Genomic DNA, 25,392 nt, shown 5'->3' with positions numbered 1-25,392 from the left:
GCGTTCCCGCTGGTGAACCGCCCCGTCGACCTCCGGTCGGCGGGGCGGTTCCGTTGTGGCGCCTGACCCCTTCGGGTGATGGTGCCACAGTGGTGCCACAAATGGCTCGACATGGCACCACTGCTGTGCCATGCTCTAGCCATGGACCTCACGCCGTACGTCGACAACCTCCGGAACGAGCTCGCGGTGGCCGCCGCCACCGGTGGGGACGAAGCGCGGGCGCTGGCCGATCGGCTGACGCTCCCGCTGGAGTCGGCCGTGCGACTCACTCTGCTCAACGCCCTTTCGGCCGCCATGGGCGAAGTCACCCGTGACCTCGCGCCGGGCTCGGTGGACGTACGCCTGCGCGGCCTCGATCCCGAGTTCGTGGTGACGGCGCCGCCCGGCTCCGGCGCCTTCCACGGCGACGCGCCGGCGGTGGTGCCGTCCGTGGTGCCGGGCGTGATGCCATCGGTGGTGCCGCCGATAGTGCCACCGGTGACGCCGGGGGTGGCGCCGGAGTCGGACGAGACGGGCACCGCCCGGATCAACCTGCGCCTGCCCGCGCACCTCAAGGCCAGGGCGGAGGAGGCCGCCGGACAGGAGGGCCTCTCCCTCAACGCCTGGCTGGTCCGGGCCGTCGCCGGCGCGCTGGACGGCGGACAGCCCGCCGCCCGCCCGGCGGCCGACCTCGGCGTCCGTACCACGCGCGGCGTCGGCGGCCAGGGCTTCACCGGCTGGGTCCACTGACGCCTCCGCACCATCCGACCTTCTGCCCCTGCAACGTCACCCCCGCTCCGACCAGCGGGAACACCCACACGAGTCAAGAGGACGGGACAGCCATGCCTACGTACGAGACTGACGGACAGATCTCCGTCTCGATCGAGTTCGAGATCGGCTCGGTCTGGATCCGGGCGAGCAAGCGCACCGACACCGTGGTCGAGGTCCGGCCCACCAGCGCCAGCAGGGACGCGGACGTCAAGGCGGCCGAGCTCACCCAGGTCGACTTGTCCGGCGGCCGGCTCACCCTCAAGGGCCCCAAGCAGCGCACCGTGTTCTCCAGCAAGAAGGGCTCGATCGACGTCACGGTCGAGCTGCCCGCCGGCTCCGAGGTGCACGCCGACTCCCCGATGGCGGACTTCGTCACCGAGGGCCCGCTCGGCGACTGCCGGATCAAGACCTCCATGGGCCGGATCCAGCTCGACCGGGCCGCGAGCGCCCGGCTCAAGACCGACATGGGCGACATCCGGGTCGGCACCGTCACCGGCGGCGCCGAGGTCACCGGCTCCGGCCGGATCGAGGTCGGCTCCGTCGGCGGCCGGCTGACGGTCAAGAACAGCAACGGCGACACCGAGATCGACGAGGTCCGCGGCGAGCTGACGGCCAACTCCTCCAACGGCCGGATCCACATCGGCCTCGCCGAGGGGGACGTCGACGTCAGGACGGCGAACGGCCACATCCGGCTCGGCCAGGTCGTCCGGGGCAAGGTCGGCCTGCAGGCCGGCGTGGGGGACATCGAGATCGGCATCGCCGAGGGCACAGCGGCCTGGCTCGACGTGCACAGCAAGTTCGGCGCCGTCCGCAACGCCCTCGGCCCGGCGGACGGTCCGGGCGACGCCCGGGAGACGGTCGAGGTCCGCGGCACCACCCAGGTCGGCAGCATCCTCGTCCGGAGGGCCTGATGGCGGCGACCACGGCAGCGGCCGCGACGACGGCTGCGGCGACCTCGGCGGCGATCTCGACGGTCGGGCTGACCAAGAGCTACGGGGACAAGGCGGTGCTCCGGGGCATCGACCTGTCCATCCCGGCCGGCAGCGTGTTCGCCCTGCTCGGGCCGAACGGCGCCGGCAAGACCACCACGGTGGAGATCCTCTCCACCCTGATCCCCGCCGACGGCGGCTTGGCCCGGGTGGCGGGCCACGACGTGGCCCGCCAGGCCGAGGGGGTGCGCAAGGCGATCGGGGTGACCGGCCAGTTCTCGGCGGTGGACAACCTCCTCACCGCCGAGGAGAACCTGCTGCTGATGGCCGACCTCAACCACCTCCGCCGTCGGGAGGGGCGGAGGCGGGCCGAGGGCCTGCTGCGGCGCTTCGACCTCACCGAGGCCGCGCGCAAGCCCGTCGTCACCTTCTCCGGCGGCATGCGGCGCAAGCTCGACCTGGCGATGACCCTGGTCGGCGACCCCGAGGTGATCTTCCTGGACGAGCCCACCACCGGGCTGGACCCGCGCAGTCGGCGCACCATGTGGGAGATCATCCGGGGGCTGGTCGCCGACCACGGGGTGACGATCTTCCTCACCACCCAGTACCTGGAGGAGGCCGACCAACTCGCCGACCGGATAGCCGTCCTGGACGGCGGCCGGATCGTCGCCGAGGGCACCGCCGAGGAGCTGAAGCGGATCGTCCCCGGCGGGCGGATCCGGCTCCAGTTCGCGGACGCCGGCCAACTGGGCACCGCGGCTGCGCTGTTCGAGTACGCCACCGCCGACACCGAGGCCCTGCGGCTGGACATCCCGGCGGACAACTCCGTGCTCACCGTGAAGGCCGTGCTGGACGTCCTCGACAACGCCTCCGTACGGGCCGAGTCACTGGTCGTCGAGACGGCCGACCTGGACGACGTCTTCCTGCAACTCACCGGAGAGGGTGCACGATGAGCACGGCCACCGGAACGGCCGGCTACGCACTCAGCGACGCGCTGACGATGCTCCGCCGGAACCTCAAGCACGCACTGCGGTACCCCTCCCTGACCTTCGCGGTCGTGGTGATGCCGGTGATGATGCTGCTGCTGTTCAACTACGCCTACGGCAGCGCGCTCGGAGCCGGCATCGGCGGCGGCAGCTACATCGACTACGTGGCGCCCGGCATCGTGCTGATGGCGGCCACCTCCGGATCGCTGGTCACCGCGATCGGCATCTGCACCGACATGACCGAAGGCATCGTCAACCGCTTCCGCACGATGGCGATATCGCGCTCCGCCTTCCTGGCCGGACACGTGCTCGGCAGCGTCATCCAGACCATGATCGGACTGGTCCTGGTGGTCGGTGCGGCCCTGGCGATGGGCTTCCGGCCCACCGCCGGCCCGGTCGAATGGCTGGCGGCGAGCGGCCTGCTGCTCTTCGTCACCGTCGCCCTGACCTGGATCTCGGCCGGCATCGGCCTGGTCGCCAAGACCGTCGAGAGCGCCAGCAACATGCCGATGCCGCTGCAGTTCCTGCCCTTCATCGGCAGCGCCATCGTCCCGACCGACTCCATGCCGACCGGGCTCCGCTGGTTCGCCGAGTACCAGCCCTTCACCCCGATCATCGAGACCCTGCGCGGCCTGCTGATGGGCACCGGCATCAGCGCCACGTCCGCCTGGAGCGCCCTCGCCTGGTGCGCCGGCCTGACGCTGATCGGCTACTTCTGGTCGCGGAGCATCTTCTACCGGCGGTGACGGGGGTACGGCCGGTAGGAGCCGGTGCGGCGCGGATGGCGGGGAGACCTGCCACCCGGGCCGCACCGGCGTCGCCGTCGTAAAGTCCGCGCCAAGAGTGGGCAAAGAGCAATTGGGGGGCGGACGGTGACGACGCGTGACAACTGGATCGCGTGGGGGCTCGGGCCCACAGCACTGGCTGCGCTCCTGGCATACGCGGCGGGCTGGTACGCCTCCCGCTCGGGCGGGCCGGTGGTGGTCGAGCACCGGCTCAACCGCCCGGTGCTCCTGCTCGGTCCGGTGGTGGTGCTGCTCGTGGTCTCGGCGGTGACCGGGACGGGCTCCCGCGGACGGTTCGCGCAACTCGGCCTCGCGCTCGTCCTGGTGCCCGTCGTCGTCGCCCCGGCGATCGGCGCGATCCGGTCCTGGCTGCTCGACGACGAGACCCACTCGGGGCAGCGCAAGCTCCACTGTGACCACGGCACCACGAGGTCAGGGCCATCACCATGGCCCCGGACGGCCGCCGGGGCAGCCCCACGGTCACACCCCGCTAGCCACCGCCCCCGGCCCGGCGGGCCCCTGTAGTAAAGTCCGCGCAAAGGTCGGCAAAAGACGGCCCGGGGGGACGGATGACGGCGAGACGCCGCTGGCAGATCGCGTGGGGGCTCAGGGGTGCGGCGCTCGCGGCACTGCTGGTGTACCTGCCGGGCTGGCACGCCTCCCGCTCGGGCGGGCTGGTGGTGGTCGAGCACTGGCTCAACCGTCCGGTCCTGCTGATCGGTTCCGCGGTGGTGCTGACCGTGGTCTCGCTGGTGACCGGGCTGGAGTTCCGCACCCGGTTCTCGCAGATCGGCTACGCGGCCCTGCTGGCACCGCTGGTCTTCGCCGGGGTGCCGATCCTGGCCCTGTCCTTCCTGTTCAGCGGCCACGGAGGCCGGGAGGATCGTTTCGTCAGCCCGAACCGCCCGGACCGGGTGCTGACCGTCACCAACGTCGCCTTCTCGATCGACCCGGTCTACCAGGTGGAGTTGGAGGCCGGCAGTGGCTGGTCCGCCCGCCACTGGAGCATGGGCACCTGGAACACCAGGGGCGGCGACTTCGTCCGCATCGACTGGACCGGGCCCGACGAGATCACCGTGACCGGCCGCGAGAAGCGCACCGTCTTCGACGTCCTCCCCGACGGCAGCCTGAGCGCGCCCCGGGTGCTCCCCGCACAGGAGATCGTCGAAGACCGGCCCTAGGGTCCGGTGGTGATCAACAGCCCCTCTAGGCTGGCCCGGTGACACAGGGGATCCGTGGGGGGTGGGGAGCGCGGCCGCGCTGGGTGTGGTGGGTGGCGGCGGTGTGGGTGATCGGGTTCGTCGAGGGCGCGGGGGTGCATGCCTTCGATCTGCTGACCGGGGGGCTGCACGCGTACGGGGCTTGGCCGTTGCCGAGCCAGGTGCTGTTCCACGCCCTGCTGGTGCTCGATCCGCTGGCCGCCGTGCTGGTGACCCGAGGCCGTCCGGCGGGGCCGTCGCTCGGTGCGGCCGTCATGGTGGCCGACCTGACCGCGAACTGGTGGGAGAACTGGGACGGGTTCGTGCGCCATCCGCTGGACTACCTCCAGGGGGTGGTCGGGCTGCCGGCGATGACCCTGTTCGGGCTGTTCGTGTTCACCACCGCGGCGCCGCTCCGCCGGGCGTTCCACCAGGCGTTCAACCGTGCGGGCCGGGGCATGGACCCGCGCGAGGGTGAGGGCGCGGACCGCTCCGCCGACGGGGATCCGCGCGCCCAGGAGGTCTGAGCGCGCGGGGTCCGGGGAGTCGCGGGTCCGGGGATCGCGGGCCCCGGAAGTCGTGGGGGTCAGCCCGAGGCGGCCGGGGAGCCGCAGAGGGCTTTCTCCTCGAAGGCCCGGTAGAGCCCGGCAGACTTGTCCGGGTCGCTCTTGTCGTACTCGGTGTAGGACAGCGCGTACTGGCGGCTGCCGTCGCGCGTCCCGAACAGGCCGGTGGAGTAGCCGGGGATCTCGCCGGTGTTGCCCCAGACCTGGCCGCAGGAGAGTTCGTAGCGGACGACGCCGAGCCCGTACTGAGCGTGGTCGGGCGCCTGGGGGACGGGGACGGTGGTGGTCATCTCGTCGAGTTGGGCGGGGGCGAGCAGGTGGCCGCCGAAGAGGGCCGCGTGGAAGCGGGTGAGGTCGTCGGTGGTGGAGATGGCGGCGCCGGCCGCGTCGCCGATGGTGGGGGAGAGCCGGGTGACGTCCCCCGGCCCCTCGGGGAACGCGAAGTAGCCGTGCGCGTGCGGGCCGGGGATGGTGGTGGAGGTGGTGGGCAGGGTGGTGTGGCGCAGTCCGAGGGGTCGGAGGATGCGGTTCTGCACTTCCTCGCGCCAGCTGTGCCCGGTGGTCTGCTTGATGAGCATGCCGATGACGACGTAGTTGGTGTTGGAGTAGTGCCAGCCCTGGCCGGGGGCGAAGTACGGGGGTACGGCGGCGCCGATGGCGAGGAGCTGTTCCGGCGTGTATTCGATCCAGCGGCCGGTGGCGAGGAACTGCCGGTTGCCGGCTTCGGTGTTGTCGCGCACCTGCGGGTCGTCGAGGTAGTTCCCCAGTCCGCTGGTGTGGTTGAGGAGTTGGCGCACGGTGATGTTGCCGCCGTTGGGTACGGCGCCGGGCAGGTAGTGCTCGATCGGGTCGTCGAGCCGGATCCGACCTTCTCCGACGAGTTGGAGGGTGACGGTCGCGACGAAGGTCTTGGTGACGCTGGCGATCCGGAACCGCCCGTCGGCGGGGGCGGGCCGGCCGGTGGCCAGGTCGGCGGTACCAGCCGCGCCGCGCCAGACGGCCTGCCCGTGGTCGCGGACTTCGGCGAGGGCGGCGGTGCTGGTGCCCTGGGCGACGAGGGCGTTCAGTTCGGGCTGTAAGTCGGTGGCTGCCCGGGGCTGGTCGGCGGAGGGGGCGGCGACCGCGCTGGGTGCGAGGGTGGAGAGCGAGACGGCGGCCAGGACGGTCGCGGTGCGGAGGGTGGCGCCGATTCGGCGGCGGGCGGGGCGGGTTGTGGTCATGGCGTCACGCTCGCACCGGGTGCCGGGGGCGGTCCTCCTCCCGGCGAAGGGCCCGGCCCTCCGTCTTCCGGAGGAGAGCCGGGCCTCCGTGTGGAGGATGTGCGGGACGGGTCAGGCCGGACGGGTCGGGCCGGACGGGTCAGGCCGGAGGGGTCACCAGGTGTCGATGCCCATGGTCTTGGCCGCGCTGTGAATGGCGTTGTAGTGCGCGATCGACATGTCGGACTTCTTGTCCTTCGCCGGAAGGTTCTTGTCGGCGGCGCGGAACTCGTCGCGGGCGGCGGCGAGCAGGCTGGTGCCGTACGAGACGGGGACGTCACTGGTGCCGTGGGCCGGGTGGGACTTGGCGGCGGTCTGGCTGCCGGCCTGGGCGAGGATGCTGCGGGCCTGGTTGTAGGCGGCGGCCTTGACCGTCTTCGGGTTGCGGACCTGGGCCTGCACCCCGGCCACCGGCTGGGTCTGTTCGGCGGCCATGGCGACGGGCGCGACGGCGGCGGTGAGGGCGCCGGCGGTCACGACGGTGGCGAGGGCGTTGCGGATGATCCGGTTCATCGCGAAATCCTTCGGTAGGTGTCTCAAGGATTCGCCTCCGCATCGGACTTGGAGGTCGTGGGAGTGCGAACATCTCCGCCCTACCCGGGCTCCCGAGAGCGGAAAACCCGCTTCCGGGTGCTTCATGCGAAAGCGGTGCGATCAGGCCGTTTTCTGGATGTAACGAAGTCCTGTCGTCAGACTGGAAATATGGCTCTCGATCTCTCTCCGGACCCGGTCGCCGCAGGCGACCCCTCCATCCCGCCCGGCCTCGACGAGATCGAGTGGTGGTTCACCGCTGTGGCCGAGGGCCGGGTGGAGCGGGACGCGGCCGACCGCTGGGCGGGTCGCTGGCTGCTCGACGACGGACTGGAGTGGGACGAAGTCTCCCGCTGGGCCCTGGGCTTGCTCTACGGGATCGACCTCGCCACCGGTCCCGGAGGCCCGTACCTGCACGACGACGAGCAGGTACGGGAGTGGCTCGGGGAACTGCGGCGGCGCCGGGCGGGGTGAGGAGCGGGCCCGTCAGCCGTCCTCGCCGTCCCCGCCCGCCCCGCCCCGCCCCGCCCCGCCCCGTCCTCGGCGGTGTCGTCGTATGGCGGTGTCGTCGTACGGCGGTGTCGTCGTACGGCGGGGTGGCCGGTCAGGCCTGGGTGCCGAGGGCGTGGACGCCGTTGCGGGTGCTGCGGTAGACGGTCGGGCCGGCGGCGGCCAGCGAGACATCGGTGTACGCGGTGTCGGAGTGGAGCTCCTCCGGTGCGTCCTGCCAGCGCGGGCGGCCGGTGGCGAGGTCGAAGGCGAACAGCCGCTCGTCGTTGGTGCCGACGTACGCGACGCCGTCCGCGACGGTCATCGAGTTCTCCCCGCGGCCGAGCCCCGCGGTCACGGTGGCCGTCCAGCGCGGCTCACCGGTCCCGGTGTCCATCGCGGTCAGCCGCGTTCCGCTGAGGAAGCAGACCGTCCCGGCCGCGGCCGACAGCGGGCAGTTGGTCGAGCCCTGCTGCAGGCGCTGCCAGCGCACCCGGCCGGTGGCCGCGTCCAGGGAGCAGACCTGGGTGGTGCGGGCGCCCTCGGCGGCGTACATCAGCAGGACGGCGCCCTGCTGGACGACGGGGGCGCCGTAGGCGCCGAGGACGGAGTCCTGGGCCCAGCGCTGCTCGCCGGTGCGCGCGTCGAACGCGCGGGCGCCGAACTCCTTGCCGACGGCGTACACGGTGTCGCCGTCCAGGGCCAGGAAGCCCGAGGACCCCAACGGCTTGCTCCAGCGGGGCTCGCCGGTGGCCGTGTCGTAGGCGTGCAGCGAGCCGTCGTGGGCCGCGAACACGCTGCCGCCCCCGATGACCGGGCCCTGTCCCCAGGGCAGGCCGGGCCACTCCGACACCGGTACCTGCCAGCGGACTTCCCCGGTCGCCGCGTCGAGGGTCTGCAGGGAAGTCGAGGCGGCCACGCTCACCACGCCGTCCCCGACCGCGGACGGCCGGCCGCCGTAGCTCGCGGTCACGGGATCGGGCGCGTCGACGGCCCGGCTCCAGCGGACGGCGCCGGTGCGCGGGTCGAGCGCGTGCACGCTGCCGTCGTAGCCCGAGACGTAGAGGCCCTGCTGGGCGCCGTCGGCGAGGACGACCCGCCCGCTCGCGGCCGTCGTGCTCCAGAGCCGGGGGCCGCGGGCGTTCTCCCGGTCGGCCCACCACCGGGCCCCGCCCGCGAGGGCGAGTGCGCCCACGCCTCCGGCGGCGCTCAACAGCAGCCGCCTGCGGTTGATCCGGGGCGGGGCGGGCGGGTTCTGTGCTGCTGCTGCGTCGGAGTTCACGTCGTACATGACTTCGTACCCTGACCTCATGGTTCCCGGTGTCGGTGGCGGTGTCGGCCCGTCGCTGCTACGAGTCGGACCAGGCGCGGGTGGAGAGTACGAGCAGGTAGCCGTCCGGGTCCTGGACGGTCACGCCCCAGGTGTCCCAGTACGGGTTGTGGGCGGGCACCCGCCTGCCGCCGTGCAGTTCCAGCCGCTGGACCAGGGCGTCGTCGACGGGTTCGCCGAGGTAGACGACCAGCAGGTCCTCGGCGGTGGGGCGCGGTTCGACGGGCGCGGCGGGGTCGTTGACGAGTTCCAGGTGCCAGGCGGCGTCGGGCCAGCCGACCATGAGGAGTGAGTGTTCGCCGGGGGTGCCGTCCGTGGTGTGCCGGTAGAGGACGTCGAGGCCGAGGCCGGAGACCCAGAAGTGCTCGGCTGCTTCGAGGTTGCGGGAGGGACGGGCGAGGCGGATGTGCGCGGTGGCGTCGGCCGGCATGGTTCGGGCTCCTGGGGCGGCGGGGTGTGGGTGTGAGCCTAGGGAGCCGGTGATCGGGTGCCATCGGGCGCTGGTCCTAGTCCGCCGGTCGGGGGCGTGGGACCGGGGACGGGGGCGGAAACGCGGACGGGCCCGGCACCTGTGAAAGGTGCCGGGCCCGTCCGACTCTGGAGCGCCAGGCCCGGGTTGCACGGACTCTTCCTACTGAAAGTAGGACGTACTCTGGTAGTACCACTGACGCCTGACGAGGAATCTTCTCCCTCGCGACGAGAAGAACATTAGCAGCTCAGCGCCCGTGATCCAAAATGCGGAGCAACCGGGCCGGGTGGTACGGGACTCGGCGCGGATCTCCCAGCCGCGACGGCGGCCAGGTGCCGGGACGGCGGGCCGGGAGCTAGGAGTTGGTGACGAGGGCGTGGGGAAGACGGCTGTTGTCCGGGGAGGGCAGCCACTGGTGGGCGCGGTAGGCGAGGGCGGAGAGCGCGAGGGGGAGGAGCGGGAGAGGGTCGACGGTGTGGTGGAGGAGGGCGGCGAGGGCGGCGTCGAAGGCGGGGCGGTCGCCGGCGTCGAGGGCGTGGAGGGCTTGGAGGCCGGGGCTGGCGGCGGTGTCGGCGGGGAGTTCGATCTCGTCGTCGTCGGCGACCTGGGAGAGGAGGCCGGTGGCCAGGTCGTCGGGCTCGGGCATGCCCTCCCAGGTGAAGTAGAAGGCCTCGCCGTGGCGGTCGAAGGTGTCGGTGAGGATCGCGAGGCAGAGGGCGTCGATCCAGCGACGGGCGCTGATGGGGGCGGGGTCGGCCTCGGCTGCGAGGTCGTAGCTCATCCCGAAGTTCACGTGGTCGAGGAAGACGTGGAAGCGCTCGTGGGGGTAGTAGGCCGTGAAGGAGACCGCGGCGGCTGCGGCTTCGGCGGCGTCGGCGAGGACGGCCTCGGCTTCGGGGGTGGAGAGGGGGATGGTGCCGAGGTGGTCGAGGTAGGCGCGGGAGATGAGGGTCCACTCGTCGGCGGTCATGAGGCCGGCACGGGAGTAGGAGTGGATCTGGCGTCCGATGCTGTTGGCGAAGTCGTCGATCTCGGTAGACATTGACGTATTGAAGCACCGGCCGACAGAGCCGGCCGGTGCAGCTGGGGGTTGGGGGTTAGGCGTCGAACTCCCCGTTGCGGATGGCGGAGACGAGGTCGCGCCATTCGGTGGGGGTGAGTTGGGCGATGGCGTCGGGGAGCAGACTGCTGCGGATGTAGACGGCATCGGGAGCGATGGCTACCTCAGGGCAGTTACCTGCGTTGGAGCATGCACTGGGCCGAATCCACGTGTGGTTCTCCATCGGCTATATCTCCTTCTTGATCTTCGCGATCAGATCGCGGGAGTCCTCGACCGAGAGAGACCTGTCAGTCATCTGCTCGACGACTGAGCGGTACTCCTCCAGGTGCTCAGTCAGGTGGAGGAAGATCGGCCCTTCCATCGAGTCGTAGCTGACGGTGTCGAGCCGGGGCACGGGCCCATGCGCGTAATAGATGGCCTGGCCAGGTCCCTTGAAGCCTCCAGCGGCGAAGCTGATCACTCGAAGCGTGACATGTGGCAGCTGGGACAACTCCAGCATCCAGTCCAGCTGTTCCCGTGCCACATCACGGCCGCCGAACTGCATCCGGAGAGCAGCCTCGTGGACGATCGCTGTGTATGGGTGGGTGCCCTTTGCCATCAACATCTCAGAGCGCCGCATTCGTTGCTCGACGCGCGTTTCCACATCGCGCGGCGTGAGTCGGACCTGATTGTCCTGGAAGATCGCGCGGCTGTAGCTCTCCGACTGCATGGGCCCCGGCGGATGGCAGATCTGGTAGGAGTACATGCCCTTTGCATGGTGCTCGAACTCGCAGATGTCGAGGAAGCCTTGCGGCACGAAGCCCCGATACTCATCCCACCAGCCCTTGCGTCGATCCTCAGCCATGACTGAAAGGGCTTCTACGTACTCGGTATCGGTCTCGCCGAAGGCTTCAGCGAGCGTCCGGACCCGCTCCGCCGTGATGGGGTAGTGCCCCTTTTCGACCTGGGTGATCTTCGTTCGATCCAGGCCGAAGACGGCGGCGGCTTGCGCGGTCGTCCGGCCGGCGTTGTCTCGCATCTTCCGCAGCTCGATGCCCAACCGTTCCTGCCGGGCTGTCGGGATGGTACGTGGTGGCATGGCCCAAGCATCTACGCCGACTCGTCAACAGTCCAGCGGATACAGGTGGACCATGTTTCCGGATCTGGTGGCACATGTGAGTCATCATGCCCTACAGTCTGTGATGCACCGATCACCGAACGGATCGTCAGTAACGCCGCTCGGGCACCGAAGAACACCCAAGTCCAGTGGGCTTGTTCACGGCGACGCATCCGCCGGTCTCACTCATCCCCCTCTGGGAGACCCTGTGCGCAACCTCAACTCCCCCTCTCTCACCCTCTCCCGCGACACCCTCCGGGACGCCCTCACCCTCGCGGCCTGGCCCCCGTCCCTCATCGCCGACGCCCAGCTCGCCATGGTCGAGCTCATCGCCAACGCCTGGTGCCACGGCGACACCCCCTCCCCGGGCGTCGTCATCCTCATCCGCGACAGCACCCTCCGCGTCGGTGTCTCGGACCGTTCCTCCGCCCTCCCCTCGCGGTGCTCGCTGGACCCCCTCTCCGAGTCCGGCCGGGGCCTCCACCTGGTCGAAGGCCTCACCCACCGTTGGGGCGTCGAACCCCACGAGCTCGGCAAGACCGTCTGGTTCGAGCTGGACGGCGATGCCGAGTGAGCGCCCACCACCCCATCCGCCCCGCCGACCCGGCCCTGCTCCACCTCACTGGTCGCCAGCTCACCGAGCTGATCATCGAACTCCGCACCGAGGGTCGCGAGTTCGGCCTCCTCTGGCCGTCCGCCCACCCCGGCGAGAGCAACCTCGCCGGCCGCCGCCTCGTCAGCCTCGGCAACGTTCCCGCGAGCACCCTCATCAACCTCCTCGCGCTCCTGCGCGAGTACAAGCGCGACCGTGACCGATGCTCGGACTCCTGATCATCAACCTCCTCGCCGCGCTCGTCGGCGCGCTCTGCGAAACCCGGTCCTCCTGCTTCTGGCGGAAACCGCACGCGCCCCGACTCCTTTCCCGGGACGGCCACTTCCCGCAGTGAAGCCCTCGTCGCTCCCCGCCTGTACGTAGGAAGTCGACCGGTCCGACTTCCTGCGTACACCCCCGCTCATCGCCACCTCGCCGCCGAGATCCGTCAACGCCTCCGCAGTCAAAGTGGCGCAACACAATCTGTGTGACACGCGGGACTTGACGTTCCATCATGCCGTTGGAAGAGTCGGCGGCCATGCGAACTCCGGTGCGAACGGCACGAGTTCCAAGCGGTTCATCGACAACGGGGAGGCTCCACATGTTCGCCAAGAAGATCGCCGTAGCCGCAGTGGCGGTGGCCGCCGCAGGCGTCCTGGGCACCGCCACCACCGCGTCCGCGGCCAGCACCGTCTACAACACCGGTACCGCGACCATCAGTTCGACCATGGCGCAGACGTGCACGGCGCGGACCCTCACCCTGGCCGCCGGTTCCTACGGCTGGGGCTGGCACGACCTGGCCCCCTCGGTGAGCAGTACGGTCAAGCTCGCCGCCGGCAGCTACACCTGGACCGACTGCGTGACGGTGGGCTTCGACTACGACTACCTGGACTCCAAGCTCCAGCTCAACGGCAGCTCCGCGTCCCCGGCGACGCTGCATGCGTCGCGCTGGCTGGCGGACGGCCCCTACACCTACGGCAGCTTCCTCAAGCCGAACTTCTAGAGCCGCCACGCTCCTTGGCCCGGCGAGGCCTCGACCGCCAGCCGGTCGGGGCCTCGCCGGAGCCGTCCGCCCCACAGTAGTTGACCTAGAGGTCAAATAATCACTACGGTAGGGGCATGGGCAGGCCGAAGAGCTTCGAACCGGACGTGGTCATCGCACAGGCGATGGAGACCTTCTGGACCAAGGGCTACACCGACACCTCCCCGGCCGACCTCGCCGAGGCGACCGGGGTGGCCAAGGGCAGCCTGTACCACTCCTTCGGTTCCAAGCGGCAGTTGTTTGCCCGGGCGTTGGACCTCTACGACCGCATGGGTTCGGAGATCACCGAGGAGTTCCTCTCCCGGCCGGGCACCGCCAAGGACGGCATCCGCGCGTACTTCCTGCTGCTCGTGGACATGGACCTGGACGGACCGGTCCGGCGCGGGTGCCTGGCCCAGAACACCGTCACCGAACTCGGCGGGCGGGACGAGGAGGCCACCCGCGCGGTGCACCGCATGGAGGAGCGGATGGTCGAGCTGCTCGCCGCCCGTATCGAGCGGGGGCGATGGGACGGTGACGTCGACCGGGGCGTCGACGCGAGGGAGCAGGCCCTGTACCTCCAGACCGTCCTCGCGGGCCTGCGGGTCATGAGCAAGACCTTCGACCGGCCGGTCCTCGTCCGGATCATCGACACGGCCCTGGCGGGCCTCTGAACAACGCGGCCCCGTGCCGTGGTTCTTTGTGCCCCGATTCTGGACCTGTAGTTCAAGAAAGCGTAGTTCAAGAAAACGTCATCCGACACGTTCGGCAAGAGTTCGAACACGAGGGGGGAACCCATGGACCTGGGCATCAACGGAAGGACCGCGCTGGTCACCGGCGCGAGTCGCGGTATCGGCCTGGCGATCGCGAAGGCCCTGGCCGCGGAGGGAGTCCGGGTGGTGGGCGCCGCCCGGACCGTCACTCCCGAGCTGAAGGAGGTCGCGGCCGCCGCCGTGTCCGTCGACCTGAGCACCCGCGACGGGGCACGGTCGATCGTCGATCAGGCGCTGGCCGCCGTCGGCGGGATCGACTTCCTCGTCAACAACGTCGGCGCGGGCGACCCGGACGGACTGTCCCTCGGCGGGTTCCTGGACACCGACGACGAACAGTGGCAGCGGCTCTTCGACCTCAACCTGTTCAGCGCGGTGTGGACCACCAGGGCTGCGCTGCCGAGCATCCTGGAACGCGGGGGCGCGATCGTCAACATCTCCTCGGTCAACGCCCGTACGCCCACCGGCGCGCCGGTGGGCTACGCGGAGGCCAAGGCCGCGCTGACCCTGTTCGGCAAGCGGCTCAGTGAGGAGTTGGCGCCGCGCGGAGTCCGGGTGAACACCGTCTCCCCGGGCGTCGTCGCCAGCCCGCTCTGGACCGACCCGGACGGCTTCGGCGGCAGGGTGGCCTCGGCGTCCGGCGTGGGCCACGGCGATCTGCTCGCCGGGCTGCCCGGCCAGATGGGCATCGCCTCGGGGCGCCTCACGGAGCCTGCGGAGGTGGCGGACCTGGTCGCCTTCCTGCTGTCCGACCGCGCCGCCAACATCCACGGCGCCGACCACGTCATCGACGGCGGCACCCTCAAGACCGCCTGATCCTCGTCCCCGTCATCCCGCCGCCGGCCGATGGGGGCGGGCAGCTGGTCGTGATCGTGTGAGACGGCGGCCTGCCCGGCGGTGAGACATCGCCGGGCAGGCCGCCGTCGGCATGAGGTGGCAGGTCAGAGACAGCCCATGGCGGTGCCCCCGCAGGCCTCGGGCGCCGCCGCGCCCGTCGCTGCCACCGGGGCGGGCGGGGCCGCGGCCGCGTGGGCCGAGGCGCCTGCGGCGCCGAGCAGCAGGGCCGCCGCAACGCCGATCACTGTGCGGACTGCTCTCCTGAGCATGATGGTCCTCCCGGTTCGTCAACGGATCTCTGACCCTCAGTAGGCCAGTCGCCGGTAGACGATCGGTCAACGGCGGTGCGCGGGCCTCGAAATGGGGTTGCGCGCAGGGTTCGAACTGCTGACGATCATGTGATGAGCGCCAACATCAGACGCGTACGGACCGACGAGTGGGAGCGGGTCAAGGAGATCCGCCTGGCCGCACTGCGGGACCCGGTCGCGAACATCGCCTTCCTGGACACCCACGAGAACGCCGCCGCCAGGCCCGACGAGTTCTGGCAGGAGCGCACCGCCGGAGCCGCCGAGGGCGACTCCGTGCACCAACTCGTCGCGGAGGCCGCCGACGGCCACTGGCTCGGCACCATGACGGTGCTGGTCGAGCGGCCCGGCGGGGCGGGCGCCCTCGGCGGGGACGTCATCACCGTCCCGCAGACCCACATCGTCGGCGTCTACGTCCGCCCCGAGGCGCGCGGCACCGGCCTGGCCAACGAGCTGATCCGGGCCGCCCAGGAGTGCTCCTGGTCGATCACCGAGCCCCGGATCCAGCGGGTCCGGCTGTTCGTCCACGAGTCCAACGCCCGCGCCGAGGCGATGTACGTGCGGGCCGGCTTCAAGCACTCCGGCGTGTCCGTGCCAGTGCCGGGCGACGAGACCCGCCGGGAGATCGAGTTGGCCGTCGAACGGGACTGACACCGCCGGTCAGCGGAAGGCCTCCGCGTGCTCCCGCACCCACGAGCGGAAGCTGCGGGCCGGGCGGCCGAGCACCCGCTCGACCGTGTCGGTCACCCGCTCCGGCTCGCGGGTGAACGACTCCCAGGCCCGCAGTCGGGACTCCACGAAGGCCGCGTTGCCCCAGGCCGCCGTCAGCTGCTCCCGGGCCGTCCCGGGCTCCAGCTCCTCCCAGCGCACCTCGGTGCCGAGCTCCTCGCCGATGATCCGCACCAGCTCGGCGTGGGCGATCGACTCCGGCCCGGTGACCAGGTACTTGCCGCCGTCGTGCCCGTCCTCGGTGAGCGCCCGCACCGCCACGTCCGCGATGTCGCGCTCGTGGACCAGCGAACGGCGGGCCCGCCCGTACGGCCAGCGGACGACGCCGGTGCGGACCTGGTCGGCCCAGCCGAGCGCGTTGCCCGCGAAGTCGATCGCCCGCACGAAGGTCCACTCCAGGCCGGACCGGCGGATCAGCCGTTCGATCTCCTGGTGGAAGATCACGGCCGGCTCGTCGTCCGCGAGATCCGGCACATCCGTCGACAGGTAGACGACCCGCCCGGCGTGCTCGGCGATCAGCTCCACCACCCGCGGCTGCACCGGGATCCCGGGCCACATCAGGTAGACGGCCTCCACCCCGCCGCCGAGCGCGGCCACCAGGCTCTCCGGCACCGCCAGATCACCCTGGACGGCCTCCACGCCCACCGGCAGCGCGGCCTTGGCGCCGTCCCGCACCAGCGCCCGCACCTCGTGCCCGCCCTCAGCGAGCGAGGCCACCACGTGCCTGCCCACACTGCCGTTCGCGCCGATCACCAGAATCTCGGTCATGCCGGGCCCAACGCGGCCCCGGCCCGGCCTATGCCCGCAGCGCTCGCCGCAGCCTCCGCAGCCTCCGCCGCAGCCGCCGTAGCCGCCGCGCCGGAAGGTCGAATCCGCCTTCGCCGTCACCGAGTTGTCCGACGGGCACCGGGCCGTGGCCGGCTCGCTCACGCCGACCGGCCGGGCCGTGGCGCCCGGCGTCCGTCATGTGACACCCGTCAACCGGCGACCCGCACCACGTACTTGCCGGTGGCCCGCCCTTCCTGCATCGCGTCGTGCGCGGCCGGTACGGCCTCCAGGCCGGGCAGTTCGGTGAGCGGAATGGTGAGGCCGTGCTCGGCCTGCAGGTCGAGGGTGGTGCGGATGGCGCGGGCGAGGCGTTCGGGGGCGGTGGCGGCGAAGCCGCGGTGGCTGAAGCCGGTGACGGAGAGGTTGCCGCCCATCAGCCGGCCGAGCGTGGGCAGGTCGCTGACCTCGCCGCCGCCCGCGTTGCCGAACAGGACGATCCGGCCGCCGGGTGCGGCGACCGCGAGGTCGAGGTCCAGGGCGGTGGTGCCGAGCGGGTCGAGGACGAGGTCGACGCCCCGGCCGTCGGTGGCGGTGCGGATGGCGTCGGCGAGCTTCTCGTCGCGGGCGAAGGCGTGGTGGTAGCCGAGGCCGACGGCGGCGGTGGCCTTCTCGGGGCGGCCGACGGTGCCGATCAGGGTGCCTCCGCCGCCGAGCAGCGGGACGAGCTGGGCGATCGCGCTGCCGATGCCGCCGCCGGCCGAGTGGACCAGGACGTTGTCCCCGGCGGTCAGCCGGCCCGCGTCGGTCAGCAGCAGGACGGCGGTGGCGAGGCCGAGCGGGGCGGCGGCAGCGGTGCTGAGCGCCAGCCCGTCCGGGACGGGGACGGTCAGTGCGGCGTCGGCGAGCACGACCTCGGCCAGCCCGCCGCCGACCGGTGCGGCCGCGACCCGGTCGCCCACGGCGAGCCCGGTGACGCCCTCGCCGAGCGCGCGGACCGTGCCGGAGACCTCCTTGCCCGGCAGGTACGGCCACTCGGCGGTGTACCCGCCGTCGCCCCGGCGGGCCATCACGTCCACGAAGTTCAGTCCGGCCCAGGCGACGTCGATCGCCACCTGGCCGGGGCCGGGGTGCGGTGCGTCGATCTGCTGGATCTCGGAATTCTCGGCTCCACCGGGTGCGGTCATCACCAGTGCGCGCATGTCGGGCCCCCTCGACTACGATGTTCGACGAACGACGAAACTGTTTGCGCCACAGTGGTACCACTTCGTTTCGGCGTTTGTCGAACATCGCAGATCAGAGGAGGTCTGAACGTGCCCCGCAGCACCCGCCGCCGACCGGCCCTCGCCCACCCCGCGGCCGAGGAGATCGACCTGTACGACGTCCTCCACGCGCTCTCCGACCCCACCCGGATGACGATCGCCCGAATCCTGCGCGCCGAGCCCGAACGGGCCTGCGGCACCTTCCCGGTGGAGGTCGCGCCCTCCACCCTCAGCCACCACTTCAAGGTGCTGCGCGAGGCCGGGGTGATCAGCCAGCGCGAGGAGGCCAACCGCCGGTTCTCCGCCCTGCGGACGGTCGACCTCGAACGGCGCTTCCCCGGCCTGCTCGACACCGTCCTCGCCGCGCTCGCCCGCAACGAGCCCGGCTCCGCGCCCGACTCCGGGCGAGGCTCGGCGTCCGGCTCCACGTCAGATTCCGCGCCCGACTCCGCGTCCGGCTCCGAACCGGCCTGGCACGGTTAACGGCCGACGGCCAGGGGGTGCGCGGCGACCGCGCGGTGCCGCCGGTGGTACGAGACGGTGACCGCCGCCAGCAGCGGGCCCCAGGCGACCGCGGGCAGGTAGAGGAAGCCGACCAGCAGGTGCCCGAGCGGGGTCATGTCCGGGTGCGGCACCGCCCACCAGGCGAGGAACGGCGTCCAGAGTACCGTCAGCCCGGCCGCGCCCAGCGAGGCCGCCAGCACGACCCGGCGCGGGTCCACCGGCCGCCCGCCGAGGAACGGGATCCAGCGCGGCGGCACCGTGCCCCACGGCCGGACCAGGCCCAGGGTGAGCAGCGCCAGCGCCTCGGTGAGCACGCTCAGGGTGAGCGGCCACACCGCGTCCCAGCCGGTGAAGCCCACCGCGTGGTAGCCCGCGTCGGTGTAGCCGCCGTGCCGCCCGAGGACCAGTCCGAGTCGCCACAGCCCGGTCGGCAGGGCGGTGACCGCGGCCAGGTGGGCGGCGCGGACGGCCCAGCGGGGCGGGGCGGGCACGGCGGAAGCGGCAGAAGCGGCAGAAGCGGCGGGAACGGCGGCGGAGGCAGCGGCGTCGGTGGACGGTGGCGTCGTCATGGCTCCACCCTCCCGGGCGGTCCGGTGCCCCCGCGTCCGCCCGGCAACGGGCTTGCGCCGGACCCCTCCCCCCGGCGGGGGAGGGGCGGCTCCGCCCTGCGGCTCGGTGCGGCTCCGCCCCGCGACTCGGTGCGGCCCGGGCCCCGCGGCTCGGTGCGGCCCGGGCCCCGCGGCTCAGCGCAGCCGCGAGGAGGACAGGATCGACGCCAGGTGCGCCACCACCATCCCCCAGGTGATCACCGTGATCCCGGCGAGCGTCCAGCGGGTCGCGTCCAGGTTGTGCAGCCCGGCGTCCACCACGGCCGCCGCCAGCAGTACCAGCGACGCCTCGATGCCGTTCGTCACCCGGTGGATCTTGAAGATCGAGGCGAACCGGCGGGCCGTCGCGATGCCCTGGGAGCGCGGCTGGGTCGACTCCTCGCCCGCCGGCGGCTGCCCGCTGCGGGCGCGGGCCACGTCCACCAGGTCCGTCGAGGCCTTGAGCAGCACCACGCCCAGCGCGGCCGCCAGGCCCGCCGACACCCACAGCTCCGAGCCCCCGCGCGCCGCCCGCACGCCCGCGCCGATCATCAGCGCGGCGTCCGCGAGGTAGGCGCCGAGCCGGTCCACGTACACCCCGGCCATGCTGAACTGGCGCTTCCAGCGCGCCACTTCGCCGTCCACGCAGTCGAACAGCAGGAACAGCTGGAAGAGCACCGCCGCCAGCACCGCGCCGGTCAGGCCCGGGATCAGCAGGGCCGCGCCGCCGCCGACCCCGCACACCACCATCACCCAGGTCAGGGTGTTCGGCGAGACCGAGGTGCGCACCAGCTGCCGGGTGGTCCGCAGCGAGATCGCCCGCATGTAGAGCCGGCCCGCCCAGTGCTCACCGTTGCGGCTCTGCAGCTTGGCCTGCGGCTGGCACACCTCGCGCAGCTCGGCGAGCGCCGGAGCAGCCACCATGACGACATCCCTCCACCTGTCCCGAGACGGGACCCGAAACGATCACCACAGGCTACGGCCTCCGGGCGGGGCGTCCGACCGGCCGGGCACGACGGCACCCCCCGCTGCCCGACCGGATCGAGGCCGCCGACGCCGCCCCCTCGGGCACGGCTCCGCCGCCTACCGCCGCCTGCCGCCGACTACCGGCGGCTCACCGCCGCGCAGGCCGGCCCGGCGGGCGGGGGCCCGGAACCCCGCTAGACCGCCAGCGCCGTCGCCGGGACCTGGCCCGTACCCCGGTACAGCCAGGCCCGTTCGGACGCCGACCACACGCTGGTCGTCACCAGGTAGAGCGCGGCGGCCACCGGCACCAGCAGCGCGAACAGCACCGAGGCGAACGACAGGTACGGCATCAGCGCCGCCCCCGGCTGCGGGGTGGCCTGCGTCGCCGCAGCGGCCGCCGCCGCCCGCCGGGCCCGGCGGTAGTTGACGTACCCGACGGCCGCCAGCCCGGCCTCCAGCACCGCGAACACCGCGAACTGCCCGGCGCCGTGCGCGTTCCCGATGTGCAGGCCCAGCGGCACCCCGAACAGGGTGTGGTCCAGCAGGTCGTTCGGGGTGGTGAACAGCCGGTACATCACCGAGAAGAACGGGATCTGCACCAGCATCGGCAGGCAGCCCGCGAACGGCGAGACCTGCTCCTTCCGGTACAGCTCGGCGAGCGCCTCGCGCGCCTTCTCCGGGTTGTTCTTGTGCTTGGTGTTCAGCTCGGCGACCTTCGGCGCGAGCTTGGAACGGGCCTTCTCCCCGCGCGCCGCCGCCCGCGCCAGCGGGTGCAGGCAGAGCCGGACGGCGAGGACGAACAGGACGATCGCCAGCGCGGTCGGCAGGACCTGGGCGATCGAGGAGACCACGGCGTGGGCGACGGTGACGGCCGGGTCGAGAACAGACAGAACGGACATGGTGAAGCGAGCCCTCCGGGGTCTCAGAACATGAGTGGTCGGCGGAGGACGGCCGCGAAAGGACGTACGGGGGAACCCGGGGGAAAGCACGGGGAAGCCGTGCCCGCACGGGAACCGTACGGAGGAACTGCGGGACTACGCGGCCGCCGGGGCCGCCCCCGGCGCCCTGGGGCGTCGCCTGCCCCGGGCGTCCGGATCACGCTGCGGAAGGAACGCCGTACGGAACGCCCGGCGCCGCAGCACCCCGCTGCGCACCGCCGCCGGGGCTCGCGCCCCCAGCAGCCGCCGCCCGGTGAAGGCCCCCGCGACCGCACCGGCCACCAGGACCACGGCCGCCATCGCGGCGACGGACGCCAGCGCGCCGCCGTCGGTCACCAGTTGTCCGGTCAGCACCCGGAGCAGGCCGAGCAGCATCGCCACGACACTCACGGCGGCCCCCTCTCGGTGTGTTCCCGGTTCCGGACGTTCGGGCGTTCGGGCGTTCGGTCATTCGGAAGTTCGGAAGTTCGGAAGTTCGGACGTGCGCACGCGGTCTGCCGTGTTCGGACGTCCAGCAGGACGATCGTACGGCCCGCCGGGTTCCCGCCGCACCGCCCGAGGTGTAGCCACCCGTGCTACACGGGGCTACCGTGGAAGCCATGAAGACGATTACCCAGCGGGAGTTCCGGAACAACTCCGCCGCGGTGATGGACGCGGTCGAGGCCGGGGAGATCTTCCACATCACCAGGAACGGGGTCGAGGTCGCGGAGCTGCGGCCGGTGTCCGCGCGACGGCGGCTCACGGCGGAGGAACTGGTGGCCCGGCACGTCAAACTGCCGAGGGTCGACTACCAGGAGATGCGCAAGGAGGCCGAGGAGTACTTCGGCCCCGACGAACTCGTGGGCGACGAGGGCGACGACCCGTTCGAGCGCCGGCGTGGCTGAGCGCCGGAGAGCACCCCGGCGGCGGCCCGCCGGAGTGCTGGACACCTGCGTCTACATCGACCTGGCCCTGCTCAACCCCACCGACCTGCCCGCGGTGCCCGAGCTGACCGCGATCACCTTCGCCGAACTCCAGCAGGGCGTCTCGATGGCGCGCGACCCGATCAGCCGGGCCGCCCGGCTGGAGGTGCTGGGCGCGGCGATGGCCGACTTCGACCCGCTGCCCTTCGACGCGGCCGCCGCCGCCCGCTACGGCACCCTCGTCACCCTGACCATCGCCGCCGGACGGCAGCCGCGGCCGCGCCGGATCGACCTGATGATCGCCGCCGTCGCCTCCGCCCACGGACTGCCGCTGTACACCCGCAACGTGGCCGACTTCCGGGGCCTGGGCTCGGCGGTGGAGGTCATCGGGATCTGAGCCGCAGGTGTCAGTCCCGTTGCAGTCGCCAGGTCGGCCGCAGCCGTCGGACCCGGCCGCAGCCGCCAGCTCGGCCGCCGCCGTCAGGCCGGTCGGACCGTCGTCCCGGTGGCCGCCGAGGCGCGGGCGGCCTCCAGGACGGCGAGGGTGGCCACCGCGTCGCGCGGGTCGACCGGCGGCGGGGTGCCGGGGGCGGCCAGGGCGGCGGCGATGCCCGCGTAGTAGGCGGGGTAGTCGCCCGGGTCGGTGGGCAGGGAGACCGCGGACTCGTCGGTGCCCAGGGTGCCGTACCGCTCGGGCAGGTCGGTGCCCCACGGGTGGGCGCCGTCCGGGCGGTGGCCCGAGCGCAGCTCGGCCTCCTGCGGGTCCATGCCGTGCTTGACGTAGCCGGCGGCGTCGCCGAGCACCCGCAGCCGGGGGCCGATCAGCGGGGTGATCGCACTGGTCCACAGGTGCGAGCGGGTGCCGGAGGCGTGGGTCAGCGCGAGGAAGGCGTCGTCGTCCACCACCGCGCCGTCGCGCCGTACGTCGATCTCCGCGTACACCGTCTCGACCGGCCCGAACAGCGTGAGCGCCTGGTCGACCAGGTGGCTGCCCAGGTCGTACAGGGTGCCGCCGACCTCGGCCGGGTCGGCCAGCTCGCGCCAGCCCGGCTTGGGCTTGGGGCGGAAGCGCTCGAAGCGGGACTCGAAGCGGTGCACCCGGCCGAGCGCGCCGCCGCGCACCAGCCGGCTCGCGGTGAGGAAGTCGCCGTCCCAGCGCCGGTTCTGGAACACGGACAGCAGCACGCCCCGCTCCTCGGCGAGCCGGCACAGCTCCAGCGCCTCGGCGGCGGTCGCGGCCAGCGGCTTGTCCACGACGGTGGCCAGGCCCGCCCGCAGGGCGGCGCGGGCGAGCGGGGCGTGGGTGCGGTTCGGCGAGGCGATGACCACCAGGTCCAGCGCGTCCGGGTCGGCGAGCAGCTGCTCCGGGGTGTCGACGACGCGGGCGCCCGGGTGCTCGCGCCGCAGCTGCTCGCGGCGCTCGGGGTTGGCGGTGACCACGGCGTCCAGCCGCAGCCCCCGGGTGGTCGCGATGAGCGGGGCGTGGAAGGCGGAACCGGCCAGGCCGTAGCCGATCAGTCCGACGCGCAGCGGGCGGTCGTGCGGGGAGCGGGGCGTCTGCGGGTTCATGCCGCCCACTCAATCACGGGGCGCCCGGTTGCTCCCGGTTTCCGCAGGTCGCCCGCCGCATCCCGCCCAGCGGGACGTCCTGTCCCCGGCCACCGGCGCCGATTAGGCTTGGCCGCGTCAGGGCCCTCCGCACGACGTTGCAACACTTCAGGAGACACGCACGTGGCAGACCGCAAGCCCATCGAGTCCTGGCTGACCGACATGGACGGTGTCCTCATCCACGAGGGCACGCCGATCCCCGGCGCGGAGGAGTTCCTGCGCAGGCTGCGGGAGTCCGGCAAGCCCTTCCTCGTCCTCACCAACAACTCCATCTACACCCCGCGCGACCTCAGCGCCCGCCTGGCCGGGATGGGCCTGGAGGTGCCGGAGGAGTGCATCTGGACCTCCGCCCTGGCCACCGCCAAGTTCCTCAAGGGCCAGCGCCCGAACGGCACCGCGTACGTGATCGGCGAGGCCGGCCTCACCACCGCGCTCTACCAGGCCGGTTACGTGCTGACCGACAACAACCCCGACTACGTCGTCCTCGGCGAGACCCGCACGAGTAAAACGTATTTGGCCCTGACCTGCGGTTCGTTGCCATCCGTCACAAGTCGACTACAGCTAGCTCGACGCCGCGAAGGCCCTCCCACGATAGCGGGAGGGCCTTCGTCGTTCTATGGGGTTCCCGAACTTCGGGCTTGGGAGCGTGTCAGGCTGCCCCGGGTTGGCACGGCGAGGTCCACATCTCGCGGGTGACCTGGGTCCAACCCCGGGCCGTCTTGCTGTCGGATCGGGCGGCCTCGGCGATCACGAAGCCGGCCGCTCCGGCTGCCTGGGCCGCTTCGTCCAGCGGAGGCACGGGAACGGTCTCGCCGCTGACGTCGATCAGCCATCGGCCTGGATCGTCCGCCTGTGCAGTGACGTGGCGATCGGCAGAGCCGAGGTCGATATTCGCCGCGGTTACGACCTGGCGGTCAGGGCCGATGATGCGCAACCCCCAGCGGTCTCGCCAAACCGAGAGTTCCGCCATGAACAGTGCAGGCAGCCCTTGGTGGGCGGAATCTGGAACTGTCACTGCACTACTCCTTGGGCGTAACCGTTGGTGCGGAGGGAACGGTTCCAGACCCTAGCCGCCAGGAGTGACAAAGTCGGCGGTGGCTGAGCGTTCTCTCGCGGTGGTCACCTTGGATGGGAAACCTGTTCGCCTAAGGTGATCAGATCAATTCGACCAGGTCGGCAATCGACTTGACCACATGGGTCGGGCGGTAAGGAAAGCGCTCGACGTCTTCGGCCTGGGTCAAGCCGGTGAGAACCAGGTAGGTCGACATTCCGGCTTCCATGCCCGAGACAATGTCGGTGTCCATACGGTCGCCGATCATCGCGCTGTGCTCCGAGTGGGCGCCGATGGCGTTCAGGCCGGCGCGCATCATCAAGGGGTTCGGCTTACCCACGAAGTAGGGCTCCACGCCCGTCGCCTTCGTGATGAGCGCTGCCACGGCCCCGGTAGCGGGAAGCGCGCCTTCGGCGGAGGGGCCAGTCTCGTCCGGATTAGTTGCGATGAATCGAGCGCCGTCATTGATGAGGCGGACGGCCTTGGTCATCGCCTCGAAGGAGTAGGTTCGCGTTTCTCCGAGAATTACGAAGTCGGGGTCGGTGTCCGTAAGGACGTAATCGACTTCGTGAAGCGCCGTAGTCAGGCCAGCTTCCCCGATAACGTAGGCGGTCCCGCCAGGGCGCTGATCGGCGAGGAACTTCGCCGTCGCCAGGGCGGAGGTCCAGATGTGCTGGACCGGAACGTCCAGTCCCATTCGAGCGAGCCGGGCGTGCAAGTCGCGCTGGGTGTACATGGAGTTGTTGGTCAGCACCAGGAACGGCTTACCGGACTCCCGCAGCTTCCGGAGGAATTCGTCGGCGCCGGGGATCGGGGTGCCCTCGTGGATGAGGACCCCGTCCATGTCGGTCAGCCAGGACTCGATGGGCTTGCGCTCTGCCACGTTGGTGTCTCCTTGGTCTTGCGATGGTTCTGATCGCACCGAACCGGACACCAGCGGCCGGCCGGGCGCCACTGGCTGCCCCAACTCGGGCCAGCCTAGTCGCCCCGGGGCTTCGCTCGTAGGGGTGTTCGGCTGGTGGGGCTGTACGTCATGCCTGCAGGGGATCTCCTCGTCTGGCCACGGTCCGGGCGGTGACCCAGGGTGGGTTGGGCCTTTGCTTCTC

At 71.7% G+C, this 25,392-nt stretch carries 34 protein-coding genes and 1 pseudogene; 18 read left to right on the top strand and 17 right to left on the bottom strand.

Going from position 1 to position 25,392, the window contains the following annotated elements; all coding sequences use genetic code 11:
- Positions 1–141: 141 nt before the first annotated feature.
- From BG452_RS23845 to BG452_RS23815, 7 genes are all read left to right on the top strand, one after another.
- Positions 142–729 (top strand): toxin-antitoxin system HicB family antitoxin, encoded by a 588-nt coding sequence (locus BG452_RS23845; RefSeq protein WP_188306394.1) that lies wholly within the window; start codon positions 142–144, stop codon positions 727–729.
- Between the two features lie 92 nt (positions 730–821).
- Positions 822–1,661: a DUF4097 family beta strand repeat-containing protein gene (locus BG452_RS23840; protein ID WP_188306393.1), complete on the top strand. Its 840-nt coding sequence runs from the start codon at positions 822–824 to the stop codon at positions 1,659–1,661.
- The gene (locus BG452_RS23835) at positions 1,661–2,632 is read left to right on the top strand and encodes an ATP-binding cassette domain-containing protein (RefSeq protein ID WP_188306392.1); all 972 of its coding nucleotides are present in this window, start codon (positions 1,661–1,663) and stop codon (positions 2,630–2,632) included. The genes BG452_RS23840 and BG452_RS23835 overlap by 1 nt, the downstream gene beginning before the upstream one ends.
- Positions 2,629–3,411 (top strand): ABC transporter permease, encoded by a 783-nt coding sequence (locus tag BG452_RS23830; RefSeq protein WP_188306391.1) that lies wholly within the window; start codon positions 2,629–2,631, stop codon positions 3,409–3,411. Before BG452_RS23835 ends, BG452_RS23830 begins: the two co-directional genes overlap by 4 nt.
- Before the next feature lie 126 nt (positions 3,412–3,537).
- The gene (locus tag BG452_RS23825) at positions 3,538–3,975 is read left to right on the top strand and encodes a hypothetical protein (RefSeq protein ID WP_188306390.1); all 438 of its coding nucleotides are present in this window, start codon (positions 3,538–3,540) and stop codon (positions 3,973–3,975) included.
- A gap of 44 nt (positions 3,976–4,019) precedes the next feature.
- Positions 4,020–4,631, top strand: coding sequence for a hypothetical protein (locus BG452_RS23820; RefSeq protein WP_188306389.1), 612 nt, complete (start codon positions 4,020–4,022; stop codon positions 4,629–4,631).
- A gap of 38 nt (positions 4,632–4,669) precedes the next feature.
- Positions 4,670–5,176: a hypothetical protein gene (locus BG452_RS23815; protein WP_188306388.1), complete on the top strand. Its 507-nt coding sequence runs from the start codon at positions 4,670–4,672 to the stop codon at positions 5,174–5,176.
- 59 nt (positions 5,177–5,235) lie between these two features.
- Here the strand turns inward: BG452_RS23815 and BG452_RS23810 are convergent, their stop codons facing one another.
- Positions 5,236–6,435 carry a serine hydrolase domain-containing protein gene (locus BG452_RS23810; protein WP_188306387.1) on the bottom strand — a complete coding sequence of 400 codons (1,200 nt, stop codon included), beginning with the start codon at positions 6,433–6,435 and terminating at the stop codon, positions 5,236–5,238.
- 153 nt (positions 6,436–6,588) lie between these two features.
- Entirely contained in the window at positions 6,589–6,987 is a 399-nt protein-coding gene (locus BG452_RS47215) for a hypothetical protein (RefSeq protein ID WP_262986038.1), read from the bottom strand.
- A gap of 189 nt (positions 6,988–7,176) precedes the next feature.
- On the opposite strand from BG452_RS47215, the gene BG452_RS23800 reads away from it, so the two are divergent.
- Positions 7,177–7,479: a hypothetical protein gene (locus tag BG452_RS23800; protein WP_188306386.1), complete on the top strand. Its 303-nt coding sequence runs from the start codon at positions 7,177–7,179 to the stop codon at positions 7,477–7,479.
- A 130-nt stretch (positions 7,480–7,609) separates the two neighbouring features.
- Here BG452_RS23800 and BG452_RS23795 read toward each other — a convergent pair whose 3' ends face one another.
- The 5 genes from BG452_RS23795 to BG452_RS23775 all read right to left on the bottom strand — a co-directional run bounded on the left by BG452_RS23795 (position 7,610) and on the right by BG452_RS23775 (position 11,392).
- Positions 7,610–8,785, bottom strand: a complete 1,176-nt coding sequence (locus tag BG452_RS23795) for a PQQ-binding-like beta-propeller repeat protein (protein ID WP_188306385.1) — start codon at positions 8,783–8,785, stop codon at positions 7,610–7,612.
- 58 nt (positions 8,786–8,843) lie between these two features.
- Positions 8,844–9,254, bottom strand: coding sequence for a VOC family protein (locus BG452_RS23790; RefSeq protein WP_188306384.1), 411 nt, complete (start codon positions 9,252–9,254; stop codon positions 8,844–8,846).
- A 394-nt stretch (positions 9,255–9,648) separates the two neighbouring features.
- The gene (locus tag BG452_RS23785) at positions 9,649–10,335 is read right to left on the bottom strand and encodes a hypothetical protein (protein WP_188306383.1); all 687 of its coding nucleotides are present in this window, start codon (positions 10,333–10,335) and stop codon (positions 9,649–9,651) included.
- A gap of 55 nt (positions 10,336–10,390) precedes the next feature.
- Positions 10,391–10,576, bottom strand: a complete 186-nt coding sequence (locus BG452_RS23780; RefSeq protein ID WP_188306382.1) for a DUF397 domain-containing protein — start codon at positions 10,574–10,576, stop codon at positions 10,391–10,393.
- Positions 10,577–10,579: 3 nt separating this feature from the next.
- A complete protein-coding gene (locus tag BG452_RS23775; RefSeq protein WP_188306381.1) occupies positions 10,580–11,392 on the bottom strand; it encodes a helix-turn-helix domain-containing protein in 813 nt (270 codons plus the stop codon).
- 265 nt (positions 11,393–11,657) lie between these two features.
- On the opposite strand from BG452_RS23775, the gene BG452_RS23770 reads away from it, so the two are divergent.
- The 5 genes from BG452_RS23770 (at position 11,658) to BG452_RS23750 (ending at position 14,648) form a co-directional block, all read left to right on the top strand.
- A complete protein-coding gene (locus BG452_RS23770) occupies positions 11,658–12,023 on the top strand; it encodes an ATP-binding protein (RefSeq protein ID WP_188306380.1) in 366 nt (121 codons plus the stop codon).
- Complete coding sequence (locus BG452_RS23765; protein ID WP_188306379.1) at positions 12,020–12,280, top strand: hypothetical protein; 261 nt, start codon at positions 12,020–12,022, stop codon at positions 12,278–12,280. The genes BG452_RS23770 and BG452_RS23765 overlap by 4 nt, the downstream gene beginning before the upstream one ends.
- Before the next feature lie 362 nt (positions 12,281–12,642).
- The gene (locus tag BG452_RS23760; RefSeq protein ID WP_188306378.1) at positions 12,643–13,044 is read left to right on the top strand and encodes a hypothetical protein; all 402 of its coding nucleotides are present in this window, start codon (positions 12,643–12,645) and stop codon (positions 13,042–13,044) included.
- Positions 13,045–13,160: 116 nt separating this feature from the next.
- Positions 13,161–13,736, top strand: a complete 576-nt coding sequence (locus BG452_RS23755; RefSeq protein WP_188306377.1) for a TetR/AcrR family transcriptional regulator — start codon at positions 13,161–13,163, stop codon at positions 13,734–13,736.
- A gap of 123 nt (positions 13,737–13,859) precedes the next feature.
- Complete coding sequence (locus tag BG452_RS23750; RefSeq protein ID WP_188306376.1) at positions 13,860–14,648, top strand: SDR family oxidoreductase; 789 nt, start codon at positions 13,860–13,862, stop codon at positions 14,646–14,648.
- A gap of 125 nt (positions 14,649–14,773) precedes the next feature.
- On the opposite strand, the gene BG452_RS23745 is transcribed toward BG452_RS23750, so the two are convergent.
- Positions 14,774–14,938, bottom strand: coding sequence for a hypothetical protein (locus tag BG452_RS23745; RefSeq protein WP_188306375.1), 165 nt, complete (start codon positions 14,936–14,938; stop codon positions 14,774–14,776).
- A gap of 132 nt (positions 14,939–15,070) precedes the next feature.
- Here BG452_RS23745 and BG452_RS23740 point away from each other — a divergent pair, with 132 nt between their 5' ends.
- On the top strand, positions 15,071–15,625 hold the full coding sequence (locus BG452_RS23740) for a GNAT family N-acetyltransferase (protein ID WP_188306374.1): 555 nt from the start codon (positions 15,071–15,073) through the stop codon (positions 15,623–15,625).
- A gap of 9 nt (positions 15,626–15,634) precedes the next feature.
- On the opposite strand, the gene BG452_RS23735 is transcribed toward BG452_RS23740, so the two are convergent.
- A complete protein-coding gene (locus BG452_RS23735; RefSeq protein ID WP_188306373.1) occupies positions 15,635–16,471 on the bottom strand; it encodes an SDR family oxidoreductase in 837 nt (278 codons plus the stop codon).
- A 209-nt stretch (positions 16,472–16,680) separates the two neighbouring features.
- Positions 16,681–17,670: a zinc-binding alcohol dehydrogenase family protein gene (locus BG452_RS23730; RefSeq protein ID WP_188306372.1), complete on the bottom strand. Its 990-nt coding sequence runs from the start codon at positions 17,668–17,670 to the stop codon at positions 16,681–16,683.
- Positions 17,671–17,781: 111 nt separating this feature from the next.
- Between BG452_RS23730 and BG452_RS23725 the strand changes: the two genes are divergently transcribed.
- A complete protein-coding gene (locus tag BG452_RS23725; protein ID WP_188306371.1) occupies positions 17,782–18,213 on the top strand; it encodes an ArsR/SmtB family transcription factor in 432 nt (143 codons plus the stop codon).
- Here the strand turns inward: BG452_RS23725 and BG452_RS23720 are convergent.
- From BG452_RS23720 to BG452_RS23705, 4 genes are all read right to left on the bottom strand, one after another.
- Entirely contained in the window at positions 18,210–18,803 is a 594-nt protein-coding gene (locus BG452_RS23720) for a hypothetical protein (protein ID WP_223242638.1), read from the bottom strand. The two genes, BG452_RS23725 and BG452_RS23720, sit on opposite strands and share 4 nt — an antisense overlap.
- 174 nt (positions 18,804–18,977) lie before the next feature.
- Complete coding sequence (locus tag BG452_RS23715; RefSeq protein WP_188306370.1) at positions 18,978–19,745, bottom strand: CDP-alcohol phosphatidyltransferase family protein; 768 nt, start codon at positions 19,743–19,745, stop codon at positions 18,978–18,980.
- Between the two features lie 236 nt (positions 19,746–19,981).
- A complete protein-coding gene (locus tag BG452_RS23710) occupies positions 19,982–20,686 on the bottom strand; it encodes a YidC/Oxa1 family membrane protein insertase (protein WP_188306369.1) in 705 nt (234 codons plus the stop codon).
- A gap of 135 nt (positions 20,687–20,821) precedes the next feature.
- A complete protein-coding gene (locus BG452_RS23705; RefSeq protein ID WP_317621193.1) occupies positions 20,822–21,115 on the bottom strand; it encodes a DUF6412 domain-containing protein in 294 nt (97 codons plus the stop codon).
- 209 nt (positions 21,116–21,324) lie between these two features.
- Here BG452_RS23705 and BG452_RS23700 point away from each other — a divergent pair, with 209 nt between their 5' ends.
- Together BG452_RS23700 and BG452_RS23695 are read left to right on the top strand one after the other, a co-directional pair.
- Complete coding sequence (locus BG452_RS23700; protein WP_188306368.1) at positions 21,325–21,609, top strand: type II toxin-antitoxin system Phd/YefM family antitoxin; 285 nt, start codon at positions 21,325–21,327, stop codon at positions 21,607–21,609.
- Positions 21,602–22,024 carry a type II toxin-antitoxin system VapC family toxin gene (locus BG452_RS23695; RefSeq protein ID WP_317621192.1) on the top strand — a complete coding sequence of 141 codons (423 nt, stop codon included), beginning with the start codon at positions 21,602–21,604 and terminating at the stop codon, positions 22,022–22,024. Before BG452_RS23700 ends, BG452_RS23695 begins: the two co-directional genes overlap by 8 nt.
- Positions 22,025–22,107: 83 nt before the next feature.
- Here the strand turns inward: BG452_RS23695 and BG452_RS23690 are convergent, their stop codons facing one another.
- Entirely contained in the window at positions 22,108–23,196 is a 1,089-nt protein-coding gene (locus tag BG452_RS23690) for a Gfo/Idh/MocA family oxidoreductase (RefSeq protein WP_188306367.1), read from the bottom strand.
- Positions 23,197–23,358: 162 nt separating this feature from the next.
- Between BG452_RS23690 and BG452_RS23685 the strand changes: the two are divergent.
- Positions 23,359–23,736, top strand: a pseudogene (locus tag BG452_RS23685) (TIGR01457 family HAD-type hydrolase); the annotation flags it as partial.
- A 148-nt stretch (positions 23,737–23,884) separates the two neighbouring features.
- Here BG452_RS23685 and BG452_RS23680 read toward each other — a convergent pair.
- Both BG452_RS23680 and BG452_RS23675 read right to left on the bottom strand, forming a co-directional pair.
- Positions 23,885–24,250: a hypothetical protein gene (locus BG452_RS23680; protein WP_188306366.1), complete on the bottom strand. Its 366-nt coding sequence runs from the start codon at positions 24,248–24,250 to the stop codon at positions 23,885–23,887.
- A 139-nt stretch (positions 24,251–24,389) separates the two neighbouring features.
- Positions 24,390–25,169 (bottom strand): HAD-IIA family hydrolase, encoded by a 780-nt coding sequence (locus BG452_RS23675; RefSeq protein ID WP_188306365.1) that lies wholly within the window; start codon positions 25,167–25,169, stop codon positions 24,390–24,392.
- Positions 25,170–25,392: the final 223 nt, after the last annotated feature.

This window comes from Streptomyces sp. CBMA123, from assembly GCF_014596465.1.
Lineage (GTDB): Bacteria > Actinomycetota > Actinomycetes > Streptomycetales > Streptomycetaceae > Kitasatospora.
The sequence above is the reverse complement of the archived record's forward strand: the minus strand, read 5'-3'. Positions and strand labels throughout refer to the sequence as shown.